Source organism: Planctomycetota bacterium (assembly GCA_016235865.1).
Classification (GTDB): Bacteria; Planctomycetota; MHYJ01; order JACQXL01; family JACQXL01; genus JACRIK01.
This window is the reverse complement of the sequence record JACRIK010000038.1, coordinates 1-2,725: the sequence shown is the minus strand read 5'-3', so window position 1 is coordinate 2,725 and position 2,725 is coordinate 1. Positions and strand designations below refer to the sequence as shown.

Annotated in this window: 3 protein-coding genes; 2 read left to right on the top strand and 1 reads right to left on the bottom strand. The window is 51.0% G+C overall.

Annotation, left to right across the window (positions count from 1 at the left end):
- The first annotated feature begins 141 nt into the window (after positions 1-141).
- Positions 142-1,392 carry an IS21 family transposase gene (locus tag HZA49_11405; GenBank protein ID MBI5780043.1) on the top strand — a complete coding sequence of 417 codons (1,251 nt, stop codon included), beginning with the start codon at positions 142-144 and terminating at the stop codon, positions 1,390-1,392.
- The gene (locus HZA49_11400) at positions 1,380-2,150 is read left to right on the top strand and encodes an ATP-binding protein (GenBank protein ID MBI5780042.1); all 771 of its coding nucleotides are present in this window, start codon (positions 1,380-1,382) and stop codon (positions 2,148-2,150) included. Before HZA49_11405 ends, HZA49_11400 begins: the two co-directional genes overlap by 13 nt.
- 331 nt (positions 2,151-2,481) lie before the next feature.
- Here the strand turns inward: HZA49_11400 and HZA49_11395 are convergent, their stop codons facing one another.
- The gene (locus tag HZA49_11395) at positions 2,482-2,688 is read right to left on the bottom strand and encodes a transposase (GenBank protein MBI5780041.1); all 207 of its coding nucleotides are present in this window, start codon (positions 2,686-2,688) and stop codon (positions 2,482-2,484) included.
- Between the last annotated feature and the right edge of the window lie 37 nt (positions 2,689-2,725).

Below are 2,725 nucleotides of genomic sequence, written 5' to 3'. Positions count from 1 at the left end.
TGTCACTGGTCATGAGAAAATGCACCAAAAATGGTCATGAAAAGTGCACCAATTTGAGGCATTCCTTGGGTAAAAAGAGTATCATTTTCCCTTTTGAGAAAATCGGGGGAGGAAGGGGAGATGATACACAAGGAGGAATGCGTGGACATCTGGTTGTTACAGCGGCAGGGGCATTCGGTGCACAGTATTTCCAGGATCACGGGTTTGAACCGCCGGACGGTGGACAAGTATTTGGAGGCGGGGGAAATTCCCAAGTACAAGGTGGAAAATCGGCGATCTGAGTTGGAGCCGTATCATCTGATGATAAAGGATTGGCTTTCCGGGCAGAATTACCAGGCCACCAGGGTTTATGAACTGGTAAGCTTTCAAGGCTATCAGGGCAGCTACGAGACGGTAAAGCGGTATGTGGGTCAGGTGAAGGGCGAGCGGGATCGGGTGGCGTATCTGCGGTTTGAGACGCATCCCGGTTTGCAGGCGCAGGTGGATTTGGCGGATTTTAAGGTAGCTATAGCACCCGCTGAGGAATTGACGATTTATGTGTTTATAATGGTGCTGGGATTCTCCCGGCACATGTACGTGGAGTTCATAGACCGCTGTACGATGACTACGTTTCTGGACTGCCACAAAAACGCTTTTGGATATTTCGGCGGCATACCGGGAGAGGGTTTGTATGACAACCTAAAAAATGTGGTGATCAAACATCTGGTGGGCCGGGTGGAGTTTAATGCCACATTTGCGGATTTTGCCTTGCATTACCGGTTCAAGCCCCTGGTCTGTCCGCCGTATTCGCCGTGGTGCAAGGGCAAGGTGGAGAGGCCGATAGATTACGTTCGGGAGCGCTTCTGGCGGGGCTATCAGTTTACTGACTTGGTACGGGCAAACTCGGATATGCTGGATTGGCTGAATACCGTGGCGGCCAATCGTATCCATGGAACGCACCGGCAGCAGGTTTGCGAGCGGTTTCTGGTTGAGAAACCGTATCTGGGAGAGATACCGAACCGGCCATACGATACCTCGGAGAAGGTTACCCGCAAGGTTTACAAAGACTGCATGGTGGCCTTTATGGGCAACTGGTATCGGGTGCCGCATAAGTATGTGGGCAAAAAGGTACTGCTGAAAATCAAGAACGGATTTATGCGGGTATTTTACGATGATGCGGAACTGGCGACGTATCGGATTGCTGAAGGGAAAGGAAATATCGTCAGCCATCCCTGGCTGATTGAGGCATTAAAAAATGACCGGGAGCAGCGGGAGCGCAAGTATCGGATTGTTCCGGGAAAAGGCAAGGCCACCAGAGGTCTGTTAAAGGATGGGCTGCGCCATGAACTGGTGCAAATACGGCCCGTTTCCGAGTACGCAAGCGTGATCGGAGGTGGGCCGTGGAACAATTGATTATGGATAGAGTCACGGAAAACCTGAACCGGTTAAAGCTTTCCAAAATACAGGAAATTCTGCCGCTGCTCTCAGGGGACACCTCGGTGCGGGAGCTGACCCATCTGGCCTTCCTGGATCGGCTGCTGGAAGAGGAAGTGGCGGCCAAGGAGGAGCGCCGGATCAAGACCACTCTCAAGATCGCCGGGCTGCCCTTTGAGAAAACCATTGATGAATATGACTTTACCTTTAATCATAATATGGACAGAAGGCTGATGATGGGACTGTTTGACCTGGATTTTCTCGCCCGGCACGAGAACGTGATTTTCCTGGGCCCGCCGGGGGTGGGCAAGACCCACCTGGCCACCGCCCTGGCTATCAAGGCTTGTTATTTCGGGGTCAGCATCTACTTTACCACCATGGCCGATTTGATCGCCAAGCTAAAGAAAGACGCCGACTCTGCCCGCAAGGGCAAAGGCCGCAGTTATTACAAAAGCGGGCTGGTAGTGGTGGACGAGGTGGGCTATATGCCGGTCAGCCGGGAAGAAGCGCACCTCTTCTTCCAATTTGTTTCGTATCGCTACAAGCGCACCAGTACCATCATTACCTCCAACAAGAGTTTCAGCGAGTGGGAGGAACTGTTCGGCGACCCCGTGGTAGTCACCGCCATTCTCGACCGCCTGCTGCACCACTGCCGGATCATTAACATCAAAGGCAAAAGCTACCGGCTGAAAAGCTACGCCGACAAAAACAACGATAACGGGAAGGGAGAATTGTAAAGCCGCTTTTAACCAACATATAAAGCGGCCTGTTTTAACCAAGCTTTTGTAGTCAATTGAACTTGCGCTACCGGCTGTGGAAATGCCGTCCTGTGGAAAAGTCGAGGATGACGGATTGGTAATCCGGGCTTACTTTCCCCAACTTTACCACAGGACTTGGATAACTCCTGTTACTCCTCGGTCTAATCCGGGATTACTCTGACGGAGTTATCCACATTACCACAGCCGCTACTATCATTTTATCAGTAAATAAAGTTTATGCTTTTACGACATCCCGACAAAATTTAACCGTAACCAACCCAAGGTTTGGCCATCCCGAGTGGTGCATTTTTCAATGACCAGAATTGGTGCACTTTTCGATGACCATTGACAGCTTGAACCGGTAATGCAAGGCAAAATCCGCAAATGTGGCATTAAACTCCACCCGGCCCACCAGATGTTTGATCACCACATTTTTTAGGTTGTCAGACAAACCCTCTCCCGGTATGCCGCCGAAATATCCAACAGCGTTTTTGTGGCAGTCCAGAAACGTAGTCATCGTACAGCGGTCTATGAACTCCACGTACATGTGCCGG